Genomic DNA, 2,280 nt, shown 5'->3' with positions numbered 1-2,280 from the left:
TTTAAGTCTTTTAAATATTTATCCATTACTATTTTTTTGGCTTTAGGTAAATTGCCTTTTTCCTAATTACCCACTCTTTTCGTGGGAGAACCTTTTTCAATTTCCTTCTCGATTTCAATTGGAAGTATGATGTCCATTTCTATCACCTTTCAATAATTTTTGCTAAGTTTGAAATAAATATGCTATATAACTTTTTCTTTTCGCAATTCAGCTATTACTAATTCCAAAACAAGTTGATCATCATAATAACCAATAAATGGTGTTTCATCATTTATATGATCCTTAGTTTCTAAAATATAATACAATGCAAATCCTATTGATTTTATTATATCTTTAGAAATATTTTTTGACCCATTTAGATATTTTTCTAATAAATCAAACATTTTATCTATTTCATTTTTATATTTTACCAAATAATTTACTGATTCAACTTTCTCCAAAATTTCATACTTTTTATTTACTACTTTTTCTATTTCGGAAATAGAATATGCTTCTTTTTCAAGTTCAATTTTTCTTTTTAATTCTTCTTCCCAGTTTTTTTTCATAAAAATTCCCCCTTTTTTCTAATTTTTTCCTTATTTAAATTGGTGCTGTATATTTTTAAAAAGCTCTACTATTTTTATCTATTTATAAAATCATTATAATATTTTTTTATTTTCTAAGGAAAATTTTTCCAAAATTTGTAAGTTTATTGTTTTCAAACAATATTTCCCATCTATCTGACAAAATCTTTGATTTTTCTTTTTTTGATAATATTGCTTCTATTTTTTCTTCATTCCTTTTATATTCTATATTATCCAAACTTATAGCAAAATCAAAATATTTATATTCTTCCCTATTTATTACTGGAATATCAAAAATATTTGCAAATAAAAATGTATATAAGTTTAATATAATATGAGTTTCTCCTAGAACAAAAGTTGTATTTTTATTTTCTGTTACTCTTATCAAAAATTCATAATAATCTTTTACATTATTCCTTATATTGCCCTGATTGAACATATAATCATAATCTTTTTTATTATAAGAGATTAATATAGAGTTTGGATATTCTTCCTTTATTTTTAATTTATTATCATTATTATCCAAAGTAATTATATATTTCATTATAAATACTCACCTCTTTAAATATATTATATCTTTTTTCTTTACTTAAAATTTCAATAATTTGAGTCCCCTGACGTTCTTGTATTTCTATAACTAATTTTTCGCTTGAAAATTTAGTTAATATTATTTTAGTTTCGTGATATTTTGGAAAGGCTTTATGATTTATAAATCTTATAATTCCAATACGATTTTTTATTTTTTCGATAAGAACACTGAAAAAATTTAAAACTTTTTCATTTCTAATTTCTTCTATAGATTCTATATGTCCCCATAATGTTTCGGCTGGAAATTTAATTTTTTTATCAATCTCTATAATTTTTTTTATGGTAATTTTAGGAATTTGTCTATTTTTCCTATGGATTTGGGTTAAATTTCTCATATAATAAACATCTTCTATTATTTCACCATAATCTGAAAGTACATATCCTTTTATTTCCGTTTTTTCTATCAAATTTTTTATTTCTTCAGGAAGTTTTTTATATAAACCTTCCGATTTTTCATCGTTTAATAATACATTATGTATTTCATTTCTATATTTTCCATATTGTTTTAAGTCAAAGTCAATAGGAAAATCTGGTAAATTTATTATATTATTTTCATTTATATAAAATGTATCATTGTTAAATAACATATTCATTAGAAATATTGGCAATACCAATTTTTGTGGTGCTTTTTCAAATATATATAATTCTATATCTCCTTCATATTTTAAAAAAATTTCAGAATACATTTCTATTGTTTCTTTTTGGCTTTTTAATAATTTATTATTAAAAAAAACAGAATCAACAGCTATACCTTTTTCTGTTAATTCATCTTCAAATTCCAATATTTTGTCTTTTAATTTTTCATGAGCTATAAAAATTAACATATCTTCATAACTGTCAATATTTAACTCTATTATTTTATTTTTCAATAATTCAAGACTTTCTATAGTTTCTATAATAAATATTAATCCCGTTAGATCGTTGCTGTTTTGATTTATGTTTCTTCCATTAAGTTGAAGAAATAACATATCTTCTATATCGGGAAATAATACATTATATTTTTTATCTATTGATTTTCTAAGTGTATTTCCAGAATTTATATCTCCATGATTTATAATAATATTTTTGGGATTTATTTTATTAATAACTTCTTTTATATCTTCAAGAGTGGAATGACCACCGAAATTAA

3 protein-coding genes are annotated in these 2,280 nt (G+C 21.6%); all 3 read right to left on the bottom strand.

Going from position 1 to position 2,280, the window contains the following annotated elements; genetic code table 11:
- Positions 1-182: 182 nt before the first annotated feature.
- Entirely contained in the window at positions 183-545 is a 363-nt protein-coding gene (locus BUA62_RS11215) for a hypothetical protein (protein ID WP_072866117.1), read from the bottom strand.
- A gap of 106 nt (positions 546-651) precedes the next feature.
- Complete coding sequence (locus BUA62_RS11210) at positions 652-1,107, bottom strand: hypothetical protein (RefSeq protein ID WP_072866116.1); 456 nt, start codon at positions 1,105-1,107, stop codon at positions 652-654.
- Positions 1,082-2,280, bottom strand: a 1,199-nt coding sequence (locus tag BUA62_RS11205) for an MBL fold metallo-hydrolase RNA specificity domain-containing protein (protein WP_200782459.1), incomplete at its 5' end; no start/stop codon positions are given. The genes BUA62_RS11210 and BUA62_RS11205, both read right to left, overlap by 26 nt.

The organism is Marinitoga hydrogenitolerans DSM 16785, assembly GCF_900129175.1.
GTDB lineage: Bacteria > Thermotogota > Thermotogae > Petrotogales > Petrotogaceae > Marinitoga > Marinitoga hydrogenitolerans.
The sequence above is the reverse complement of the archived record's forward strand: the minus strand, read 5'-3'. Positions and strand labels throughout refer to the sequence as shown.